Source organism: Enterobacter sp. 342 (assembly GCF_036663495.1).
In the GTDB taxonomy this organism is placed as follows: Bacteria; Pseudomonadota; Gammaproteobacteria; order Enterobacterales; family Enterobacteriaceae; genus Enterobacter.
Window position 1 is genome coordinate 89,759 of record NZ_JAWUEI010000005.1, and the last position, 16,416, is coordinate 106,174.

Genomic DNA, 16,416 nt, shown 5'->3' on the forward strand with positions numbered 1-16,416 from the left:
GCCATGCGGCTTCGGTCATAAAAACCGACATAATTTGCAACACTTGTGACACGTGCGGCAGAACCCGGTAACACCTTCCTGACACAGCCCTAATGATGTTTACAGTAATGTAACCTTCCCGTAAAATGCCCGCACACTTTAAACGCCACCAGACTCCGTGGAATTGAGGTCGTTAAATGAGACTCGGGAAATACAATAAAAGTTTGGGATGGTTGTCATTATTCGCGGGCACTGTATTACTCAGTGGCTGCGATTCTGCACTACTAGACCCCAAAGGGCAGATTGGACTGGAACAACGTTCACTGATATTGACGGCTTTTGGCCTGATGTTGATTGTGGTTATTCCTGCCGTTTTGATGGCTGTTGGTTTCGCCTGGAAGTATCGTGCGAGCAATAAAGATGCGAAGTATAGCCCTAACTGGTCACACTCCAATAAAGTGGAAGCTGTGGTCTGGACAGTGCCTATTCTGATCATCCTGTTCCTTGCCGTGCTGACCTGGAAAACCACTCACTCCCTCGAACCAAGCAAACCGCTGGTTCATGATGAAAAACCGATTACCATCGAAGTGGTCTCCATGGACTGGAAATGGTTCTTCATCTATCCGGAACAGGGCATTGCTACCGTGAATGAAATCGCCTTCCCGGCGAACACTCCGGTTCAGTTCAAAGTGACCTCCAACTCCGTAATGAACTCCTTCTTCATCCCGCGTCTGGGTAGCCAGATTTACGCGATGGCCGGTATGCAGACTAACCTGCACCTGATTGCCAATGAAGCAGGCACCTATGATGGTATCTCCGCCAGCTATAGCGGTCCGGGCTTCTCAGGTATGAAGTTCAAAGCTATTGCGACGCCAGACCGTGCCGCTTTCGACCAGTGGGTTGAAAAAGCGAAACAGTCTCAAAACACCATGTCTGACATGGCGGCGTTCGATAAAGTGGCTGCACCTAGCGAATACAACAAGGTGGAGTACTTCTCTAACGTGAAACCAGATTTGTTCAAAGACGTTATTGGCAAATTTATGGATCACGGTAAGAGCATGAACATGTCCCAGCCAGAAGGCGAGCACAGCGCGCACGAAGGTATGGAAGGCATGGACATGAGCCACGCGGAAACCGCTCACTAAGGGGCCGAGGAAGAAAATGTTCGGAAAATTGACACTGGATGCAGTGCCATACCATGAACCCATTATCGTGGTTACGGTGGCTGCAATTATCATTGGTGGTGCGGCTTTACTGGCCTTAATCACTTACTTCGGTAAGTGGAGCTACCTGTGGAATGAGTGGCTGACTTCGGTTGACCACAAAAAACTCGGTATCATGTACTGCATCGTCGGTATCGTCATGTTAATTCGTGGCTTTGCGGATGCGATCATGATGCGTAGCCAGCAGGTGCTTGCCTCTGCGGGTGAAGCGGGCTTCCTGCCGCCTCACCACTACGATCAGATCTTTACCGCCCACGGCGTTATCATGATCTTCTTCGTGGCGATGCCGCTGGTTATCGGTCTGATGAACGTTGTCGTTCCGCTGCAAATCGGCGCGCGCGACGTTGCATTCCCGTTCCTGAACAACCTGAGCTTCTGGTTCACGGTTGTCGGCGTAATCCTGGTTAACCTGTCACTGGGTGTGGGCGAATTTGCTCAGACCGGCTGGCTGGCTTATCCACCGCTTTCGGGAATTGAATACAGTCCTGGCGTAGGTGTCGACTACTGGATTTGGGCGATTCAGCTCTCCGGTATCGGTACAACCCTGACCGGTATTAACTTCTTCGTGACCATTATCAAGATGCGTGCCCCTGGCATGACGATGTTCAAGATGCCAGTATTTACCTGGGCATCTCTGTGCGCCAACATCCTGATTATTGCCTCCTTCCCAATTCTGACTGTCACCGTCGCGCTGCTGACCCTGGACCGCTACCTGGGCACCCATTTCTTTACCAACGATATGGGTGGCAACATGATGATGTACATCAACCTGATTTGGGCCTGGGGTCACCCGGAAGTGTACATTCTGGTTCTGCCTGTCTTCGGTGTGTTCTCCGAAATCGCAGCGACCTTCTCACGTAAGCGCCTGTTTGGTTACACCTCTCTGGTGTGGGCAACCGTGTGTATTACCGTGCTGTCGTTCATCGTTTGGCTGCACCACTTCTTCACCATGGGTGCCGGCGCGAACGTAAACGCCTTCTTCGGTATCACCACCATGATTATCGCCATCCCTACCGGGGTGAAGATCTTCAACTGGCTGTTCACCATGTACCAGGGCCGCATCGTGTTCCACTCAGCAATGCTGTGGACCATCGGCTTCATCGTGACCTTCTCCGTGGGTGGGATGACCGGCGTACTGCTGGCGGTACCGGGTGCTGACTTCGTACTGCACAACAGCCTGTTCCTGATTGCACACTTCCATAACGTTATCATCGGTGGTGTGGTCTTCGGTTGCTTCGCTGGTGTCACTTACTGGTGGCCAAAAGCGTTCGGCTTCACGCTGAACGAGACCTGGGGTAAACGTGCGTTCTGGCTGTGGATCATCGGCTTCTTCGTGGCGTTCATGCCGCTGTATGTGCTGGGCTTCATGGGTATGACCCGTCGCCTGAGCCAGCAGATTGACCCTCAGTTCCACCCAATGCTGGTTGTTGCAGCCTGTGGTGCGGTGCTGATTGCACTGGGTATCGCATGCCAGCTGATTCAGTTCTACGTTTCTATTCGCGACCGCGATCAGAACCGTGACCTGACCGGTGACCCATGGGGTGGCCGTACGCTGGAGTGGGCGACCTCTTCTCCACCTCCGTTCTATAACTTTGCCATCGTGCCACACGTTCATGAGCGTGATGCATTCTGGGAAATGAAAGAAAAAGGTGAAGCGTACAAGCAACCTGCTCATTACGAAGAGATCCATATGCCGAAAAACAGCGGCGCGGGCATTGTGATTGCCGCTTTCGCAACGGTGTTTGGTTTCGCAATGATCTGGCACATCTGGTGGTTGGCGATTGCGAGCTTCGCTGGCGTCATCATTAGCTGGATTGTGAAGAGCTTTGACGAGGACGTGGACTACTACGTACCAGTCCGTGAAGTCGAAAAACTGGAAAACCAGCATTTCGACGAGATTTCTAAAGCGGGGCTGAAAAATGGCAACTGATACTCTGGCGCACTCAACTGCCCACGCGCATGACCATGCGCACCACGATACAGGACCGACCAAAGTCTTCGGTTTCTGGATCTACCTGATGAGCGACTGCATTCTGTTCTGCTGTCTGTTCGCGACCTATGCCGTTCTGGTGAACGGCACAGCGGGCGGCCCGGCTGGCAAGGACATCTTTGAACTGCCGTTCGTTCTGGTTGAAACCGCACTGCTGTTATTCAGCTCTATTACCTACGGCATGGCGGCTATCGCCATGTACAAAAACAACAAGAGCCAGGTTGTCTCCTGGCTGGCGTTGACCTGGTTGTTTGGTGCTGGATTTATCGGGATGGAAATCTATGAATTCCATCACCTGATTATGGAAGGCTTCGGGCCTGATCGTAGTGGCTTCCTGTCCGCGTTCTTCGCGCTGGTCGGTACTCACGGTCTGCACGTAACCTCAGGTCTGATCTGGATGGCGGTACTGATGTTCCAGGTATCCCGTCGCGGCCTGACCAGCACTAACCGTACCCGTATTATGTGCCTGAGCCTGTTCTGGCACTTCCTGGACGTGGTATGGATCTGTGTGTTCTCTGTTGTCTATCTGATGGGGGCGATGTAATGAGTCATTCAACCGATCATGGCGCTTCCCACGGTAGCGTAAAAACCTACATGACAGGTTTTATCCTGTCGATCATCCTGACGGTGATCCCGTTCTGGATGGTGATGAGCGGTTCTGCTTCTCACGCGGCGATTCTGGGCACTGTCCTGGTCACCGCTGTGGTTCAGATTCTGGTGCATCTGGTTTGCTTCCTGCACATGAACACCAAGTCCGATGAAGGCTGGAACATGACGGCCTTCGTCTTTACCGTGATTATCATCGCTATCCTGGTAGTCGGTTCCATCTGGATTATGTGGAACCTCAACTACAACATGATGGTTCACTAAGAGCGGCGAGTATGTTTAAGCAATACCTGCAAGTAACGAAACCAGGCATCATCTTTGGCAACCTGATCTCTGTGATCGGAGGGTTCCTGCTGGCCTCTAAAGGTAGCATTGATTACACCCTCTTTATCTACACGCTGGTCGGTGTGTCACTGGTTGTTGCGTCCGGTTGTGTATTTAACAACTACATCGACATGGATATCGACAAGAAGATGGAAAGGACCAAAAATCGGGTGCTGGTTAAAGGCCTGATCGCCCCTTCCGTCTCGCTGGTGTACGCCACCTTGCTGGGTATTGCTGGCTTTATGCTGCTGTGGTTTGGTGCTAACCCACTGGCCTGCTGGCTGGGGGTGATGGGGTTCGTGGTTTATGTGGGCGTTTACAGCCTGTATATGAAACGTCACTCCGTTTACGGCACGCTGATTGGTTCTCTCTCCGGCGCTGCGCCGCCGGTGATTGGCTACTGCGCGGTCACGAACGAGTTCGACAGTGGTGCAGCTATCCTGCTGGCTATCTTTAGCCTGTGGCAGATGCCGCACTCCTATGCCATCGCGATTTTCCGCTTTAAGGATTATCAGGCAGCGAATATCCCGGTTCTGCCGGTCGTGAAAGGCATCTCCGTTGCCAAGAACCACATCACGCTGTACATCATCGCTTTTGCCGTGGCAACACTGATGCTCTCTCTCGGCGGCTACGCTGGATACAAATATCTGGCGGTAGCGGCCGCAGTGAGCGTCTGGTGGCTCGGTATGGCGCTGCGCGGTTACAAAGTGGAAGATGACAAAGTCTGGGCGCGCAAACTGTTTGTGTTCTCGATTGTGGCCATCACCTCGCTGTCCGTGATGATGTCCGTAGACTTCATGGTGCCTGAATCACACAACCTGCTGACTTACGTCTGGTAAGCCACAACAGGTGAATAAAGGGGTGCTTCGGCACCCTTTTTTATTCACTGAATCTATTAATAACGCATGTAATATTTGTTAAATAACCCTTTATTTACCCCGCCCCTTCCCCGCACTACACTATGGCCTGCTTTTGAACTGAGGTGGTAATGAACGATTATAAAATGACGCCAGGCGAGCTTCGCGCGACCTGGGGCTTAGGGACTGTCTTCTCGCTACGGATGCTTGGCATGTTTATGGTCCTGCCTGTTCTGACCACGTACGGTATGGCGTTGCAGGGAGCCAGCGAGGCACTGATTGGACTCGCAATCGGTATCTACGGACTGGCGCAGGCGGTATTCCAGATCCCGTTCGGCCTGCTCTCTGACCGGGTTGGACGAAAACCGCTGATTGTCGGTGGTCTGCTTATTTTTGTTCTCGGGAGCGTCATTGCCGCCCTCTCCCACTCCATATGGGGCATTATTCTTGGCCGGGCCTTGCAGGGTTCCGGCGCAATAGCTGCTGCGGTGATGGCATTGCTGTCAGATTTAACCCGCGAGCAAAACCGCACTAAGGCGATGGCGTTTATCGGTGTAAGTTTTGGCGTCACCTTTGCCATTGCAATGGTGCTCGGCCCCATTATTACCCATGCACTCGGCCTGCACGCCCTGTTCTGGATGATTGCCGTGCTGGCGACAATGGGTATCGTCTTAACCCTATGGGTGGTGCCAGACAGCAAAAACCACGTCCTCAACCGTGAATCCGGGATGGTAAAAGGCTGCTTCAGCAAAGTGATTGTCGAGCCGCGCCTGCTCAAGCTCAATTTTGGCATTATGTGCCTGCATATCCTGCTGATGTCGACCTTTGTCGCCCTGCCAGGCCAGCTTGCTGCGGCGGGTTTCCCGGCCGCTGAGCACTGGAAAATCTATCTGGTCACAATGCTGATTTCGTTTGTCTCTGTCGTACCGTTCATCATCTACGCCGAAGTGAAACGCAAGATGAAGCGTGTTTTCGTGGGCTGCGTGGCGGTACTACTGATTGCCGAGATTGTGCTCTGGGGCTCCGGCCCGCACTTCTGGGAACTGGTAGCGGGTGTGCAACTCTTCTTCCTTGCGTTTAACCTGATGGAAGCGTTACTGCCGTCGCTTATCAGTAAAGAATCCCCTGCGGGTTACAAAGGCACGGCGATGGGTATTTACTCCACCAGCCAGTTTATCGGCGTGGCAATTGGCGGTTCGCTTGGCGGCTGGGTGGATGGTCTGTTTGACTCACAAACCGTGTTCCTTGCAGGCGCGCTGCTGGCTACTGTCTGGCTGCTGGTCGCCAGCACCATGAAAGAGCCGCGCTACGTCAGCAGTCTGCGAGTAGAAATCCCTGATGATGTTGAGATCAACGACGCGCTAAAACGGCGTCTTGAAACCACGGAGGGGGTAAGTGAAGTGCTGATAGCCCCGGAAGAGCGTAGTGCCTATGTCAAAATAGACAGTAAGGTGACCAACCGCTTTGAAGTGGAGCAGGCACTCAAAGCCTGAAAAAATGCCCGGTCTAACCGGGCATTTTCGTCTTAATCGCGGAAGTTTTTAAACTGGAACGGTTGTCCCAGATCGCCGCCACGCACCAGCGCCATCACGGACTGCAAATCATCACGGGATTTGCCCGTTACACGAATTTCTTCGCCCTGGATCTGCGCCTGCACTTTCAGCTTGCTGTCTTTGATGAGCTTAACGATCTTCTTCTGCACCGCGCTCTCAATACCCTGCTTCAGTTTGGCTTCGACAAACCAGTTTTTACCGCTGTGCACAAACTCTTCCGGCACATCCAGAGATGTCCCTTCAATGCCGCGCTTTAACAGCTTGGCACGCAGAATGTCGAGCAACTGATTTACCTGGAAATCAGACTCGCTCAGCACCTTAATGGTCTTATTTGCATCGTTCAGCTCAAACGATGCCTCAACGCCACGAAAATCGAAACGTGACTCAACTTCGCGGGTTGCGTTCTCTACGCCGTTGCGAACTTCCTGGATATCAACTTCGGAAACAATATCGAAAGATGGCATCTTTTCTTCTCCCTTCACTTTTGTTGCGTTGCATAATACCCGCTACGAGGCATAACTCAACAGAAGCTTAGCTGTATAATTAAGCCGTAACACCTGGCGCAGTTGCAGGTGAGGAGGAACAATGAAAATTACAGTGCTCGGATGCGGAGCGCTTGGTCAGCTGTGGTTGACCGCGCTGTGCAAGCACGGACATGAGGTTCAGGGCTGGCTGCGCGTGCCCCAGCCCTATTGCAGTGTAAACCTGATTGGTGAAGACGGAAGCATCTTTAACGAATCTCTCACCGCGAACGATCCTGACTTCCTGGCGCAAAGTGACCTTTTACTGGTGACGCTCAAGGCATGGCAGGTTTCAGACGCCGTAAAAGCACTGGCCGCTCAGCTCCCCCCCACTTCCCCTGTTCTGCTGCTGCATAACGGCATGGGGACGCTTGATGAACTCAAAAGTATCCCACAGCCCCTGCTGATGGCGACGACCACGCACGCTGCACGTCGCGACGGCAATATCATCGTACATGTTGCCAGCGGTGTAACGCATATCGGCCCTGCCAGAACACAGGATGGCGACTACAGTTATCTTGCCGACGTACTGCAGAAGGTATTGCCGGACGTGGCCTGGCATAACAATATCCGTCCTCAGCTCTGGCGCAAGCTGGCCGTAAACTGCGTGATTAACCCGCTAACCGCGTTGTGGAACTGTCCGAACGGAGAACTGAAAAATCATCCGCAGGAGGTTGCGATGCTGTGTGCGGAAGTCGCGGAGGTCATTGAACGGGAAGGCTTGCATACCTCGGCGGAGGATTTACGCTATTATGTCGAGCAGGTTATTGATAGTACTGCAGAAAATATCTCCTCGATGTTGCAGGATGTTCGGGCATTACGCCACACTGAAATCGACTACATTACCGGCTATCTGCTAAAACGCGCCCGCGCGCACGGCATCGCGGTACCGGAAAACGCCCGTCTGTATGACCTGGTTAAACGTAAGGAGAGTGAATATGAGCGCGTCGGCACTGGTCTGCCTCGCTCCTGGTAGCGAAGAGACAGAAGCGGTCACCACCATTGATTTGATGGTGCGCGGCGGTATTAAGGTGACAACTGCCAGCGTCGCCAGCGATGGTAATCTGGCAATCTCCTGCTCTCGAGGGGTGAAGATCCTCGCGGATGCCCCGCTTGTGCAGGTGGCCGACGGGGAATACGACATCATCGTCCTGCCTGGTGGCCTGAAGGGCGCAGAGTGTTTTCGCGACAGCCCGCTGCTGGTCGAAACCGTGCGCCAGTTTCATTTATCCGGCCGTATCGTCGCGGCTATCTGCGCTGCAGCCGGAACGGTTCTGGTTCCGCACGATATTTTCCCCATCGGCAATATGACCGGCTTCCCGGGGCTTAAGGATACGATCCCGGAAGAGCATTGGGTGGATAAACGCGTCGTCTGGGATCCGCGCGTCAACCTGCTCACCAGCCAGGGACCGGGCACGGCGATTGATTTTGGCTTAAAGATTATTGACCTGCTGGTCGGGCGAGAGAAGGCGTACGAAGTGGCGTCATCGCTGGTGATACCGGCGGGGATTTATAATTATTACGAAGAGTAGTGCAAAGAAAAGCCGGGTGGCGGCTGCGCCTTACCCGGCCTACAAATGCATACACCCGTAGGCCCGGTAAGCGAAGCGCCACCGGGCGAGAAACTACGGGCGATACACCTTCACATTTGCAAAGCCCTGCTCGCGCAGATACAGCGCCTGCAGACGGCTCATCACCCCACGCTCACACCACAGCAGGTAGGTTTTGCTCTGGTCGAGGTCGCCAAATTTGGTGCTCAGCTTGTAGAACGGCAGAGAAACCACTTCGACGCCTTCAACCTGCAGCGGCTTGTCATCCTGCTCATCAATGGAGCGAATATCCAGAATTGCATCGTTAGCGCCGAAACCGCTCACGGTTTCAACTTCTACGACTTCCTGCTCGGTCTGCTGGGCAATCTCACGGATATCAATGTTGGACGCTTCCGCCACCACTTTTTCCAGAATACCGAAATCGAAGTTCTCTTCTTCTGCTTCGATCTTCGCCTTCACCGCTTTGACGGTCGGGCTTTTTGAGATCACGCCGCAGTATTCCGGCATGGTACGGGCAAAATCTTCAGTACCGATTTCACGCGCCAGGTCGATGATGTGCTCTTTGTCGTGGGAAATCAGCGGACGCAGGATCAGCGTATCTGACACGTTGTCGATCAGACGCAAGTTGGTCAGCGTCTGGCTGGAGACCTGGCCAAGCGCTTCACCGGTAACCAGCGCCTGCACGCCGTAGCGCTCAGCCACTTTGGATGCCGCACGCACCATCATACGCTTCAGCACCACGCCCATCTGACCGTCGTCGACTTTCTCAAGGATTTCGCCGACCACAGGTTCGAAGTTAATCGCGACGAAACGAACACGGTGAGAACTGCCAAAGCGGTTCCACAGATAATGCGCGACCTGACGAACGCCGATTTCATGCGCCGCGCCACCCAGGTTGAAGAAGCAGTAGTGCACGCGGCAGCCGCGACGCATCAGCATATAGCTGGAGACGCCGGAATCGAAGCCACCCGAGATCAGCGACAGCACATCTTCCTGAGTACCGATTGGGAAACCGCCAATACCTTCGTAACGACCTTTTACCAGCAGCAGACGATCGTTTTCGATCTCCAGGTTAACGGTCACGTCCGGGTTGGTCAGACGCACGCGCGCAGACTCGACGTGCTGGTTCAGACCGCCGCCAACGTAACGTTCCACTTCAATGGAGCTGAATTCATGCTTACCGCGACGCTTCACGCGGACACAGAAGGTTTTGCCTTCGATCTGATCGCGGTACTGCACCAGCGCTTTTTCGAAGATGTCATGCAGGGAGGTGAAAGGAACATCTTCCACTTCCAGAATATGGTGAATGCCCGGAATACGGGTCAGTGCGTCGCGGATATCCTGACGTTTGTTTTCGTCTTTCGCACGGACTTCAACGTGGTCCCAGTGGCGCACCACGGCGAGGGTTTCGTCGTAGTGCTTTAATACGTTACGAATGTTCCCGGTGAGAATTTTAATAAAGCGCAAACGCACAGATTGGCTTTTGATGGTGATTTCAGGGAACAATTTAATGATAAACTTCATGGCGGCAATGTTTCTTAGGCAAGCTTATAAGGCTTGTAATGGAAAAATACAGCAGCCCCTATAACCGAAGGCTGCTTCCAGGCGCGCAAGTATACCACCATCGCGCCACTCCTGTGCACATTGCGCGTTATTTGATAATTGCCCTGAGTCCGTTACCATGTCGGGGCTGAGAATATAAGAGTCAATTCACTATGCCGAAGAAGAACGACGCACCGGCCAGTTTCGAAACTGCGCTGAGTGAACTGGAGCAAATCGTTACCCGTCTTGAGAGCGGCGATCTCCCGCTGGAAGAGGCACTCAACGAATTCGAGCGTGGCGTGCAACTGGCACGTCAGGGGCAGGTCAAACTGCAGCAGGCCGAGCAGCGTGTGCAGATCCTGCTGTCCGATAGCGAAGACGCTAAAACCACGCCTTTTACACCGGACGCCGAGTAAATGGATTTTGCCAACGAGCTTCAGGCATGCGTCGCGCGTGCCAACGATGCGCTGCGCCGTTTTATCGAGCCACAGCCTTTTCAGAACACTCCACTGGTTGAGGCCATGCACTATGGCGCACTCTTGGGTGGAAAGCGCCTGCGCCCATTCCTGGTCTATGCCACAGGCAATATGTTTGGTATCAGCGAAAACACGCTGGACGCTCCGGCAGCCGCCGTTGAGTGTATCCATGCCTACTCGCTGATCCACGATGATTTACCGGCAATGGACGATGACGACTTACGTCGGGGTCAGCCTACCTGCCATATCAAGTTTGGCGAAGCAAATGCCATTCTGGCGGGAGATGCCCTGCAAACACTGGCATTTTCGATTTTGAGCGATGCACCGATGGCTGAAGTGGCCGATCGCGACCGCCTGGCAATGATCTCCGAACTGGCCATGGCCAGCGGTGTTGCCGGTATGTGCGGGGGGCAGGCACTGGATCTGGACGCCGAAGGACGTCAGGTTAATCTGGAACAGCTGGAGCGTATTCATCGCCATAAAACCGGGGCATTGATTCGTTCCGCCGTTCGCCTGGGTGCGCTGAGCGCGGGTGAGCAAGGGCGCAAAGCCCTGCCGATTCTGGACAGATACGCAGAAAGTATCGGTCTGGCATTCCAGGTTCAGGATGACATTCTGGATGTGGTGGGCGATACTGCAACATTGGGTAAACGTCAGGGTGCGGACCAGCAGCTTGGCAAAAGTACCTACCCCGCCCTGCTGGGTCTTGAGCAAGCCCAACGTAAAGCCCGGGATCTGATAGAGGATGCCCGCCAGTCGCTGAATCAACTGGCCGCGCAATCACTGGATACTTCGGCACTGGAAGCGCTAGCGGACTATATAATCCAGCGTGATAAATAAACACACTATCTCGATGAGCCTTTGATGAGTTTTGATATTGCCAAATACCCGACACTGGCGTTAGTTGACTCCACCCAGGAGTTACGTCTGTTGCCGAAAGAGAGCCTGCCGAAGCTGTGCGACGAGCTGCGTCGTTACCTGCTCGACAGCGTTAGCCGCTCCAGCGGTCATTTCGCCTCCGGGCTTGGCACGGTAGAGCTGACCGTGGCGCTGCACTATGTCTATAACACGCCGTTCGATCAGCTCATCTGGGACGTGGGTCACCAGGCCTATCCACACAAAATTCTGACCGGGCGTCGCGATAAAATTGGCACCATTCGTCAGAAAGGCGGCCTGCACCCGTTCCCGTGGCGCGGTGAGAGCGAGTATGACGTGCTGAGCGTCGGCCACTCGTCCACCTCTATTTCAGCGGGTATCGGTATTGCCGTTGCCGCCGAAAAAGAGAACAAGCAGCGCCGCACCGTCTGCGTGATTGGTGACGGGGCCATCACTGCTGGCATGGCCTTTGAGGCTATGAACCACGCAGGTGATATCAAGCCAGACATGCTGGTTATTCTTAACGATAACGAAATGTCGATTTCCGAGAACGTCGGCGCGTTGAACAACCATCTGGCGCAGTTGCTCTCCGGTAAGCTTTACTCCTCGCTGCGTGAAGGCGGGAAAAAAGTCTTCTCTGGCGTACCGCCGATCAAAGAACTGCTCAAGCGTACCGAAGAACACATCAAAGGCATGGTCGTGCCGGGAACCCTGTTTGAAGAGCTGGGCTTTAACTATATTGGCCCGGTTGATGGCCATGACGTACTGGGGCTGGTGTCGACGCTCAAGAACATGCGTGATCTCAAAGGCCCGCAGTTCCTGCACATCATGACCAAAAAAGGGCGTGGCTACGAGCCGGCGGAAAAAGATCCGATCACCTTCCACGCGGTACCGAAATTCGACCCGTCCAGTGGTTGTCTGCCAAAAAGCAGCGGCGGCATGCCGAGCTATTCGAAAATCTTTGGTGACTGGCTGTGCGAAACCGCCGCAAAAGACAACAAGCTGATGGCGATTACCCCGGCCATGCGTGAAGGCTCTGGCATGGTGGAGTTCTCCAGAAAATACCCCGATCAGTATTTTGACGTGGCCATTGCCGAGCAGCACGCGGTGACGTTTGCAGCAGGCCTGGCAATTGGCGGCTACAAACCGGTTGTCGCGATTTACTCCACCTTCCTGCAGCGCGCTTACGATCAGGTGATCCATGACGTTGCTATTCAGAAACTGCCAGTGCTGTTTGCTATCGATCGTGCGGGCATTGTCGGTGCGGACGGTCAGACACACCAGGGGGCTTTTGACCTGTCGTTCCTGCGCTGTATCCCGGATATGGTCATCATGACGCCATCCGACGAGAACGAATGTCGTCAGATGCTGTTTACCGGCTACCACTATCAGGACGGCCCAAGCGCGGTTCGCTACCCGCGCGGTAATGCGGTAGGCGTTGAGCTGCAACCGCTTGAGAAGCTGGCGATAGGTAAAGGTCTGGTGAAGCGTCGCGGTGAGAAAGTGGCAATTTTGAACTTTGGTACCCTGATGCCAGAAGCAGCAAAGGTCGCTGAATCGCTGAATGCCACTCTGGTGGATATGCGCTTTGTAAAACCGCTCGATGAATCCCTGATCCTGAACATGGCGGAAACCCATGACGTGCTGGTGACGCTGGAAGAAAACGCCATCATGGGCGGCGCGGGCAGCGGCGTGAACGAAGTGCTGATGGCGAACCGTAAAGCCGTTCCGGTGCTGAACCTCGGTCTGCCGGATCACTTCATTCCGCAAGGTACTCAGGACGAAGCCCGCACGGCGATTGGCCTGGATGCTGCAGGCATTGAAGCCAAAATTCGTACCTGGCTTGCCTGATCCCTCCCCTTTTCCGCTCCTGCTATGCTTAAACGTATTGTTTAAAAAGCAGGAGTGGAACCATGCAATACACGACATTAGGAAAAACAGATCTTAACGTTTCCCGACTTTGCCTGGGGTGCATGACCTTTGGCGAGCCTGACCGGGGTAATCACGCCTGGACGCTGCCGGAAGAGAGTAGCCGCCCGATCATCAAACGCGCCATCGAAGGTGGCATTAACTTCTTTGACACCGCCAACAGCTACTCCGACGGCAGCAGCGAGGAGATTGTCGGCCGTGCCCTGCGCGATTTTGCCCGTCGTGATGAAATTGTGGTCGCCACCAAGGTGTATTACCCGGTGGGCGATCTGGCTCAGGGACTTTCTCGCGCGCAGATCCTGCGTTCCATTGATGACAGCCTCAGACGCCTGAACATGGATCACGTCGATCTGCTGCAAATCCACCGCTGGGATTACAACACGCCGATCGAGGAGACGCTTGAAGCGCTCAACGACGTGGTGAAAGCGGGTAAAGCACGCTACATCGGCGCCTCATCAATGCACGCGTCGCAGTTTGCACAGGCGCTCGCTCTCCAGGCACTGCATGGCTGGGCGCGCTTCGTCACCATGCAGGATCACTACAATCTTATCTATCGCGAAGAAGAACGTGAGATGCTGCCGCTGTGCCATCAAGAGGGCGTGGCGGTGATCCCGTGGAGCCCGCTGGCACGCGGTCGCCTGACTCGTCCGTGGGGGGAAACCACGGCCCGCCTGGTATCGGATGAAGTGGGAAAAAATCTGTATGAAGGCACAGAGGCCAGCGATGCGTTGATTGCCGAACGTTTAGCCGGGATTGCTGACGAAACCGGTGCCACCCGAGCCCAGGTGGCGCTGGCGTGGCTGCTGGGTAAACGAGGGGTTGCGGCACCGATTATTGGGACGTCGCGGGAAGAACAGCTTGATGAACTGCTGAATGCGGTGGACATCACGCTGACGCCGGAGCAGATTGCCGAGCTGGAGACACCATATCAACAGCATCCGGTGGTAGGGTTTAAGTAAGCCCTCACCCTCTAATCCGTAGGCCGGGTAAGGCGAAGCCGCCACCCGGCAATACAGAGCGCACAAACTTACGCGAAGTGATCGTATCCTTTCCAGTCCAACGTAATGGGCGCACCGTCTCTCACAAACTTCAGCCCTTCGCTCTCCGGCATGATCTGCCCGATGCAGGTAAATTTCGCGCCGAGATGCGCTAACGCCACGTCCAGCGTTCCACGGTTGAGCTCAGGCACCGTGAAGCACAGCTCGTAATCTTCTCCACCGGAGAGTGCCCAGCGCAGCGCCTGCTCAGGCTCTACATGGCGAAGCAGTTGCTCTGACAGCGGGAAGTGATCCAGGTCAACACGCGCACCCACGCCACTGGCCTTCAGAATATGGCCGAGATCTGAAATCAGCCCGTCAGAGAGATCGATAGCCGAACTAGCCCGCTCGCGCAGTGCCTGGCCATGCAGAATACGTGGCGTTGGCCGCAAATGGCGTTTCACCAGGTATGCCGCGTCGTCAGCATCCTTCACGGTTAAGCGGTCCTGGAGGATCGCCAGACCCGCGGCGCTGTCTCCTGGCGTACCGGTCACGTAGATCCAGTCGCCGGGTTTTGCACCCGATCGTTTCAGCGCGCGACCAAGCGGCACATAGCCGTGGATCGCCAGCGTCATCGACAGGGGCCCGCCAGTGGTATCACCGCCAATCAACTGCATATCGTAGTAGTTGAGCTGCTCAAACAACGCATCGCTAAAGGCTTCCAGCCAGACTTCATCTACCTCTGGCAGCGTCAGAGCCAGCGTCAGCCATGCAGGATCGGCACCCATCGCCGCCAGATCGCTGACGTTCACCGCCAGTGCTTTATACGCCAGATCGGCAGGATCGATATCCGGTAAAAAATGACGTCCGAACACTAAGGTGTCGGTGCTGATTGCCAGCGTCTGTTTTTCGGGAATATTGAGAAGTGCACAGTCATCGCCAATGCCGGTTTCAACATCAAGACGAGAGGTTCTGACACGGTCGAAATAACGGGCAATCAGGGAGAATTCGCCGCATGCCATACGTTATGCCTCAGCAAATAAAAGAAAAAACCGGAGCCGCACTGCCCATCAGGCAATGCAGAACTCCGGTTTGCGGATCACTTTTTGTGGGGACGGATCGCAGGTGCTGCTTTATCAAGTACGCCGTTTACAAACTTGTGGCTGTCTTCAGCGCCGAAGGTTTTCGCCAGTTCGATCGCTTCGTTGATGGCCACTTTATACGGCACATCATCACGTTTAGACAGCTCAAACAGCGCAATGCGCAGCACTGCTTTTTCAACCTGACCCAGCTCTTCGAGCAGACGAGACAGGTATGGCTTCATCAGACCATCGAGATACGCGCTATTAGTCGCCACTCCCGACAGCAGTTCACGGAAGTACAGAACGTCAACGTCTTTCACGTCCTGTTCTGACAGGAACTGGTATTCAACATCAGCGATGTCGTTCTGGGACAACTGCCAGGAGTAAAGTGCCTGAACGGCACATTCACGGGCGCGGCGACGAGCAGCAGGTTTCACGGAATTCCCCTTACAAAAAAATCAGGCCTTGATGGCTTTCAATACATTGATCATTTCAAGCGCGGTCAGTGCAGCTTCTGCACCTTTGTTACCGGCTTTAGTGCCAGCACGTTCGATGGCTTGTTCAATACTTTCGGTGGTCAGCACGCCAAACGCGACAGGAATTTCAGCATCCTGTGCAACGTGTGCCAGACCATTGCTTGCACCGCCCGCAACGTATTCGAAGTGCGCAGTGCCGCCACGAATAACAGTACCCAGAGCAATCACCGCGTCGTATTTACCGGTTTTTGCCAGCGCGCCTGCTGCCAGTGGCAGTTCGTAAGCACCTGGAACCCAAACAACGGTAATGTTGTCATCTTTAACCTGGCCGATACGTTTCAGGGCGTCAATGGCACCTTCCAGCAGGCTGTCGTTGATGAAGTTGTTGAAACGCGCAATGGTGATGGCGACGCGAGCGTCCGGGGTAGCTACAGCAGCTTCAATAATGTTCATAC

The 16,416-nt window shown here is 54.3% G+C and carries 17 protein-coding genes; 12 read left to right on the forward strand and 5 right to left on the reverse strand.

Translation table 11 applies throughout. The features are described 5' to 3' along the window. Positions 1-176: 176 nt before the first annotated feature. From cyoA to V6E55_RS05995, 6 genes are all read left to right on the forward strand, one after another. Positions 177-1,124: a cytochrome o ubiquinol oxidase subunit II gene (gene cyoA / locus V6E55_RS05970; RefSeq protein WP_049007496.1), complete on the forward strand. Its 948-nt coding sequence runs from the start codon at positions 177-179 to the stop codon at positions 1,122-1,124. A gap of 16 nt (positions 1,125-1,140) precedes the next feature. Continuing rightward, entirely contained in the window at positions 1,141-3,132 is a 1,992-nt protein-coding gene (gene cyoB / locus V6E55_RS05975) for a cytochrome o ubiquinol oxidase subunit I (protein ID WP_114977929.1), read from the forward strand. Next, positions 3,122-3,736, forward strand: a complete 615-nt coding sequence (locus V6E55_RS05980) for a cytochrome o ubiquinol oxidase subunit III (RefSeq protein ID WP_129996573.1) — start codon at positions 3,122-3,124, stop codon at positions 3,734-3,736. The genes cyoB and V6E55_RS05980 overlap by 11 nt, the downstream gene beginning before the upstream one ends. After that, complete coding sequence (locus V6E55_RS05985) at positions 3,736-4,062, forward strand: cytochrome o ubiquinol oxidase subunit IV (RefSeq protein ID WP_028017648.1); 327 nt, start codon at positions 3,736-3,738, stop codon at positions 4,060-4,062. Before V6E55_RS05980 ends, V6E55_RS05985 begins: the two co-directional genes overlap by 1 nt. Before the next feature lie 11 nt (positions 4,063-4,073). Continuing rightward, a complete protein-coding gene (gene cyoE, locus V6E55_RS05990) occupies positions 4,074-4,961 on the forward strand; it encodes a heme o synthase (RefSeq protein WP_028017649.1) in 888 nt (295 codons plus the stop codon). Positions 4,962-5,110: 149 nt separating this feature from the next. Next, positions 5,111-6,472, forward strand: coding sequence for an MFS transporter (locus tag V6E55_RS05995; RefSeq protein WP_316942381.1), 1,362 nt, complete (start codon positions 5,111-5,113; stop codon positions 6,470-6,472). 32 nt (positions 6,473-6,504) lie between these two features. Here V6E55_RS05995 and V6E55_RS06000 read toward each other — a convergent pair whose 3' ends face one another. Then, entirely contained in the window at positions 6,505-6,996 is a 492-nt protein-coding gene (locus V6E55_RS06000; protein ID WP_023334701.1) for a YajQ family cyclic di-GMP-binding protein, read from the reverse strand. 121 nt (positions 6,997-7,117) lie between these two features. On the opposite strand from V6E55_RS06000, the gene panE reads away from it, so the two are divergent. Together panE and yajL are read left to right on the forward strand one after the other, a co-directional pair. Beyond that, positions 7,118-8,029 (forward strand): 2-dehydropantoate 2-reductase, encoded by a 912-nt coding sequence (panE, locus tag V6E55_RS06005; protein ID WP_129996575.1) that lies wholly within the window; start codon positions 7,118-7,120, stop codon positions 8,027-8,029. Then, a complete protein-coding gene (gene yajL, locus V6E55_RS06010; RefSeq protein ID WP_114977925.1) occupies positions 7,992-8,585 on the forward strand; it encodes a protein deglycase YajL in 594 nt (197 codons plus the stop codon). Before panE ends, yajL begins: the two co-directional genes overlap by 38 nt. Positions 8,586-8,678: 93 nt before the next feature. Here yajL and thiI read toward each other — a convergent pair whose 3' ends face one another. Next, a complete protein-coding gene (gene thiI / locus V6E55_RS06015; protein ID WP_114977924.1) occupies positions 8,679-10,127 on the reverse strand; it encodes a tRNA uracil 4-sulfurtransferase ThiI in 1,449 nt (482 codons plus the stop codon). A gap of 191 nt (positions 10,128-10,318) precedes the next feature. Between thiI and xseB the strand changes: the two genes are divergently transcribed. The 4 genes from xseB to V6E55_RS06035 all read left to right on the forward strand — a co-directional run bounded on the left by xseB (position 10,319) and on the right by V6E55_RS06035 (position 14,385). After that, positions 10,319-10,561: an exodeoxyribonuclease VII small subunit gene (gene xseB / locus V6E55_RS06020; protein WP_008503331.1), complete on the forward strand. Its 243-nt coding sequence runs from the start codon at positions 10,319-10,321 to the stop codon at positions 10,559-10,561. Next, positions 10,562-11,461, forward strand: coding sequence for a (2E,6E)-farnesyl diphosphate synthase (ispA, locus tag V6E55_RS06025; RefSeq protein WP_028017656.1), 900 nt, complete (start codon positions 10,562-10,564; stop codon positions 11,459-11,461). Positions 11,462-11,485: 24 nt separating this feature from the next. Continuing rightward, positions 11,486-13,348: a 1-deoxy-D-xylulose-5-phosphate synthase gene (dxs, locus tag V6E55_RS06030; RefSeq protein WP_114977923.1), complete on the forward strand. Its 1,863-nt coding sequence runs from the start codon at positions 11,486-11,488 to the stop codon at positions 13,346-13,348. 62 nt (positions 13,349-13,410) lie between these two features. Beyond that, a complete protein-coding gene (locus V6E55_RS06035; RefSeq protein WP_316942382.1) occupies positions 13,411-14,385 on the forward strand; it encodes an aldo/keto reductase in 975 nt (324 codons plus the stop codon). A 68-nt stretch (positions 14,386-14,453) separates the two neighbouring features. Here V6E55_RS06035 and thiL read toward each other — a convergent pair whose 3' ends face one another. From thiL to ribH, 3 genes are all read right to left on the reverse strand, one after another. Beyond that, positions 14,454-15,425, reverse strand: coding sequence for a thiamine-phosphate kinase (thiL, locus tag V6E55_RS06040; protein ID WP_316942383.1), 972 nt, complete (start codon positions 15,423-15,425; stop codon positions 14,454-14,456). A gap of 77 nt (positions 15,426-15,502) precedes the next feature. After that, positions 15,503-15,922 (reverse strand): transcription antitermination factor NusB, encoded by a 420-nt coding sequence (nusB, locus tag V6E55_RS06045; protein WP_006809908.1) that lies wholly within the window; start codon positions 15,920-15,922, stop codon positions 15,503-15,505. Between the two features lie 21 nt (positions 15,923-15,943). Next, positions 15,944-16,414, reverse strand: coding sequence for a 6,7-dimethyl-8-ribityllumazine synthase (gene ribH / locus V6E55_RS06050; protein WP_006176874.1), 471 nt, complete (start codon positions 16,412-16,414; stop codon positions 15,944-15,946). Between the last annotated feature and the right edge of the window lie 2 nt (positions 16,415-16,416).

Coding starts and splice junctions, on each gene's coding strand:
- dxs (WP_114977923.1), top strand. CDS start 11,486: ATGAGTTTTGATATTGCCAAATACCCGACACTGGCGTTAGTTGACTCC.
- panE (WP_129996575.1), top strand. CDS start 7,118: ATGAAAATTACAGTGCTCGGATGCGGAGCGCTTGGTCAGCTGTGGTTG.
- V6E55_RS05985 (WP_028017648.1), top strand. CDS start 3,736: ATGAGTCATTCAACCGATCATGGCGCTTCCCACGGTAGCGTAAAAACC.
- ispA (WP_028017656.1), top strand. CDS start 10,562: ATGGATTTTGCCAACGAGCTTCAGGCATGCGTCGCGCGTGCCAACGAT.
- cyoB (WP_114977929.1), top strand. CDS start 1,141: ATGTTCGGAAAATTGACACTGGATGCAGTGCCATACCATGAACCCATT.
- V6E55_RS05980 (WP_129996573.1), top strand. CDS start 3,122: ATGGCAACTGATACTCTGGCGCACTCAACTGCCCACGCGCATGACCAT.
- xseB (WP_008503331.1), top strand. CDS start 10,319: ATGCCGAAGAAGAACGACGCACCGGCCAGTTTCGAAACTGCGCTGAGT.
- V6E55_RS05995 (WP_316942381.1), top strand. CDS start 5,111: ATGAACGATTATAAAATGACGCCAGGCGAGCTTCGCGCGACCTGGGGC.
- cyoE (WP_028017649.1), top strand. CDS start 4,074: ATGTTTAAGCAATACCTGCAAGTAACGAAACCAGGCATCATCTTTGGC.
- yajL (WP_114977925.1), top strand. CDS start 7,992: ATGAGCGCGTCGGCACTGGTCTGCCTCGCTCCTGGTAGCGAAGAGACA.
- ribH (WP_006176874.1), bottom strand. CDS start 16,414: ATGAACATTATTGAAGCTGCTGTAGCTACCCCGGACGCTCGCGTCGCC.
- V6E55_RS06035 (WP_316942382.1), top strand. CDS start 13,411: ATGCAATACACGACATTAGGAAAAACAGATCTTAACGTTTCCCGACTT.
- cyoA (WP_049007496.1), top strand. CDS start 177: ATGAGACTCGGGAAATACAATAAAAGTTTGGGATGGTTGTCATTATTC.
- V6E55_RS06000 (WP_023334701.1), bottom strand. CDS start 6,996: ATGCCATCTTTCGATATTGTTTCCGAAGTTGATATCCAGGAAGTTCGC.
- thiL (WP_316942383.1), bottom strand. CDS start 15,425: ATGGCATGCGGCGAATTCTCCCTGATTGCCCGTTATTTCGACCGTGTC.
- thiI (WP_114977924.1), bottom strand. CDS start 10,127: ATGAAGTTTATCATTAAATTGTTCCCTGAAATCACCATCAAAAGCCAA.